Source organism: Acidovorax sp. KPB24-07 (assembly GCF_057543315.1).
In genome coordinates, this window is record NZ_BAAJYS010000282.1 from 1 (window position 1) to 4,418 (window position 4,418).

General features: G+C 61.1%; 5 protein-coding genes. All 5 read right to left on the reverse strand.

What is annotated here, in order from left to right:
- A partial coding sequence (locus tag AC27IQ_RS19290) for a M20/M25/M40 family metallo-hydrolase (protein ID WP_487090446.1) occupies positions 1–923 on the reverse strand: 923 nt, incomplete at its 3' end.
- Positions 924–1,152: 229 nt separating this feature from the next.
- A complete protein-coding gene (locus AC27IQ_RS19295) occupies positions 1,153–2,118 on the reverse strand; it encodes a LysR substrate-binding domain-containing protein (RefSeq protein WP_272566898.1) in 966 nt (321 codons plus the stop codon).
- A gap of 667 nt (positions 2,119–2,785) precedes the next feature.
- Positions 2,786–3,163, reverse strand: a complete 378-nt coding sequence (locus AC27IQ_RS19300; RefSeq protein ID WP_487090447.1) for a hypothetical protein — start codon at positions 3,161–3,163, stop codon at positions 2,786–2,788.
- A 297-nt stretch (positions 3,164–3,460) separates the two neighbouring features.
- Entirely contained in the window at positions 3,461–3,763 is a 303-nt protein-coding gene (locus AC27IQ_RS19305; protein WP_487090448.1) for a hypothetical protein, read from the reverse strand.
- The coding region (locus AC27IQ_RS19310) for an RHS repeat-associated core domain-containing protein (protein ID WP_487090449.1) at positions 3,753–4,418 on the reverse strand (666 nt) is incomplete at its 5' end. The genes AC27IQ_RS19305 and AC27IQ_RS19310, both read right to left, overlap by 11 nt.

Genomic DNA, 4,418 nt, shown 5'->3' on the forward strand with positions numbered 1-4,418 from the left:
CCCGCCATCGCGGCGATGGTGACCGCACCGGCCGGCACGGCGGCGGCAGGTGCCAGGGCGAACGAGGCGCGCAGCGCGCCCGAGCCCTTTTCGGCCACCACGGCGGGGTACTTGCTGTCCAGCACGATGTTGTACTCGGGCAGCTGGGTCTTGGCGCGGTAGTACTTCATCGCGTCGCCGCCCGTCTCTTCGGTCGTCTCGACCATGAGGCGGATCGTGCGGGCCATCGGCAGGCCGCTGTCCTTGACCGCCTTCATCGCGTACAGCACGGCGGCGATGGAGCCCTTGTCGTCGATGGAGCCGCGCCCGTACAGGTTGCCGCCCACCCGCGTGAGCTTGAACGGGTCCAGCCGGGTGCCGTCGTCCAGCACCCATTCGTCGGCCACCACGGGCACCACGTCGGCGTGCGTGAGGATGCCGAATTCTTCGGTGCCCGTGCCGGGCAGCTTCACTTCGAAGATGCGGTTGTCCACGTTGCGGTACTGCAGGCCGAAGTCCTTGGCCATGCCTTCGACCAGCGTGCCGAAGGCGATGATGGCCCGGTCCTCGTGCGGCGGCACCTTGTCCGAGCGCACCGTGGGAATGGCCACCATCTTCGCGGTCGTGTCGATCACCGCCGTGTGGTGGTGCAGCCGGTTGTACAGGCCCAGCAGGCGGCTGATGTTCACCAGGTCGTCGCCCGCCAGCGTGGCCTTGGCCCCATACGCCTTCACGCTGGGCGCCAGCGCAGGGTAGGTGCGCACCGCGCGTTCGAGGAACGCGCTGAAATCGCCGCTGGGCGCACCCGTCTCGGCGACCACCAGGCGGTCCAGATCGGGTTTCTTGAGCGTGCCCGCCAGGGGCGCGGCGTCGGTCGGCGCGGTCACGCTGGAGCAGGCCGAAAGGCCCAGGGCCAGGCCGGCCGCCATCAAAAGCTTCTTCATGAATGTCCTCGGGATTGTGGAGAGCGCGGCGCCCCGCGCGGACCGCATGTGGCGCGGCCCGCGCCAGGCCGGGGTGGAGGATGCCCACCCACCGGCCGCGCGCGGGGCGAAGTTTAGCCCTGCCCCGAGGCGTTTCGGTGAAGCCGGCAACCCGCGCGCGCGGCGGCCAGCGCCGACCACCGGGCCGCCAGGCCCGCAAAAAGAAGCGGAAGAGGCCGCTGGCCTGCGGTCAGGACAGGCGCGTCATGCCCGGCAGCTCGCAGGCGTAGATCGCGTTGCGCAGCGCGGCGATGGCCTCGTAGCGGGTGAAGCTGCGGCGCCAGGCCAGCACCACGCGGCGCATGGGCGGCGGGCTGCCGTCGGCCTCCTGGATCGGCAAGTAGCGGATGTGCGTGTCGTCGCTCTTGCGCCGGCGCGACCCCGTGTGCAGGGCATCGCGCGGCACCGACAGGCGCGGCACCAGCGTCACGCCCATGCCGGCCGACACCATGTGCTTGATCGTCTCGAGCGATGAGCCCTCGAACGTGCGGCGGATGCCCTCGGCATTGCTCGCGTAGCGCGCGAATTCGGGGCAGACCTCCAGCACATGGTCGCGAAAGCAGTGGCCCGCGCCCAGCAGCAGCATGGTCTCGCTCTTGAGCTGCGCGGCGGAAATGGATTTCTGTTCGGCCAGCGGGTGGCTGCTGGGCACGGCCGCCATGAACGGCTCGTCGTACAGCGGCGCCATCGCCAAGCCCGTGTCGGGAAACGGCTCGGCCATGATCGCGCAGTCGATCTCGCCGGTGCGCAGCATCTCCAGCAGCTTGACGGTGAAGTTCTCCTGCAGCATGAGCGGCATCTGCGGCGTGCGCGCGATGGCATGGCGCACCAGCTCAGGCAGCAGGTAGGGACCGATCGTGTAGATCACGCCCAGCGTGAGCGCCCCGGCCAGCGGGTCCTTGCCGCGCTTGGCGATTTCCTTGATGGCGGCGGCCTGTTCCAGCACGCTCTGCGCCTGACGCACGATTTCGTCGCCCAGCGAGGTGACCGACACCTCGCCCGCGCTGCGCTCGAAAAGTTTGACCTCCAGCTCGTCTTCCAGCTTCTTGATGGCCACCGACAGCGTGGGCTGCGACACATAGCAAGCATCGGCCGCCCGGCCAAAGTGCTTCTCCCGGGCCACAGCGACGATGTATTTGAGTTCCGTGAGGGTCATTGTTGGATGCGGATTGGCGAACGCGACATTGTGCGCCGAGATGAAACCCTTGTCGGTCAGCCGTTCGCGGGGAGTTCGGTGGGGGGGAAGGAACTTTACCCTGGCTTCACATTGGGTGGCGGGGCGGGCCAGGGGCTTTCAAGACGTGTATTTCACTCCCGCGAAAACGCTGAAGGCCGAGACATGTGTTTTGCGCATGCGGGGGCTTGCCGGCCGCCTTTACCGCGCTTTCGTTCATGACCAAACAGACCCCATGCCCTAGAAAATCATGGCTGTGTTGCTATCAAAAATATAGTGCACGAAACGGGTTTGATCCAGCATTTGGTTGCGGCGAGCCGGAGGCTCAGTGGATGGATTCCGTCTTTGTTTGAAGCCCGGGACATTCGTGCTCCGCCACCATGCATCGCTATGGAAACTGCTGCTGGCTGAAGGCGCCATAAGGCAAATTGATTTGCCACATAAACGATCAGATGACTTTCGTGCTGTTCGTCTCGCTTTTCACTTATCGCTTGGAGGCGTAGCGGTGTGGAACACCTGCGGGCCTAGGGGACTGTACTGGGTCTGGTAGCTCATCGTCAGCGGTGGGCGGTGGGCGGTGGGCGGTACAGGCTGCTCGTGACGGCGCGACTGTTGCCGCCATGGCGACCGAATCTCTCGCATTCAGGCTTCAATCAAACCCAAGCTCAATCCCCAAATCAAAAAGAACCTTTATCTCGGGAAGCCGTAATTCCTCCCCTCCTGATTCAATCGTGCAATAAAGTATTTTCCGCAAAATTGGATCGTTAAGAATCGGCAGCAGATCGACAGAAACCTGAGCAAAAGCGATCTGTATTAACTCAATAGCCTCTGGAATGCTCCTTGAAAGAGGTCTGATTTTTAGCGCCAAATAAGACTGTTCATGGCACCCTTCAAGCAAATCACCACTAGGAGATCTACACTGATCGCCAGACCTCCAAATTCTTGCGACCGGAAACCCCAAAGCCGCCCCTAATTTTGAAAGATCTTGGAATTCATGTCTTATCTGAAGACTCATATGGGTTGCCATCGCTTTAATCCTTAACAATGGAGTCAAGTTGGCCGATTTGTAATTGATCAGCAGGGCCTTGGTTATTCACTCGCCCTTCGTCAAACGCCGGGGGGCATTCAGGTGGTCCGCGTCGACGGTATACAGCCTGCTATTGATCTGCGCCCCCGCCACGCCCCAAAACCCATGAACTGCAATGCAGGCGCCCAGATGGCCCTCATGAACCTCCTCCCGTTTGCCGGCTATCCTCGTAGAGGATAAGCGTCAGACGCCCCGCCGCGTCCCCCTTAAGCCCAGATGGTGCAGCGCATCGCGTCGTTATCCAAATATTTCTTGAAACCAATGGGCGCGTGGATCACGAAACCAACTTGCAAATTCTTCCCTGTCGAATACCTGCAATTGCTTCATGTCTATACCATATCTCCGAAATAGCCCTAGAAACTCGTAAACAGAACCTGCATCTATTCGATCATGGTTTACATAAATATTTAAAGCATCCAGTTGACCTTCATATCTCTCCACGCAGGCAATCTTGTCCAGCCATTCGAAGAATGCGGCCTCATCATATTCCGAATAATACCAAACACGTTTGGCCAATAAAATTAACTGCTTATCGATCACGACGCTTTCCTCCTGGATACATGTTGTAGCCACCACCTCCTGGATACTGCACATCCCAATGCGCGCCCCCGTGTGCTGGCCCTGAGGTGCCCGAACCCGGCGCACCCCCTTGACCTGTAGGGCACCATACCCCACCGTCTGCAGCCTCCCAGCCATATCGTGGACCTTTTGGATTGGGATTGGGCACCCAGCTTTCACCCCCCTTAGGATCTTTGAAGCCTTCGGCATCACTGGGTTTACCAGGCGCCTTAGGTCCATTTGGGTCATATGCATTCTTAGGCGGTTTCGCAAACATGCGATCCAACCCATAGCTCAGCGCACCTAAACCCGTTCCGATAGCAATATCTGTCCCAGTGATGATCGCTGGAATGAACGGAATGGCGATTGCGAACTCGCCTGTCGGGTCGGTATAGGAGGCCGGATTTCCTCCCACATACAAGAACCGGTTCCACCCCCCCTCCAGCCCAATCGGATCCGCCTGGATGTACCGCCCTCCCTCCCGGTCGTAGTACCGATTCAGGTTGTACGCCAGTCCCGTCTCCTCATCGAACACCTGCCCCGGATACCGCAGGTCGAACTTCACCGCTTCGCTATAGCTGCTGGTGGCACCTTGCCCACTCTGTGCATAGCCCGTGGCGCCGGTCGTCGGGTTCGC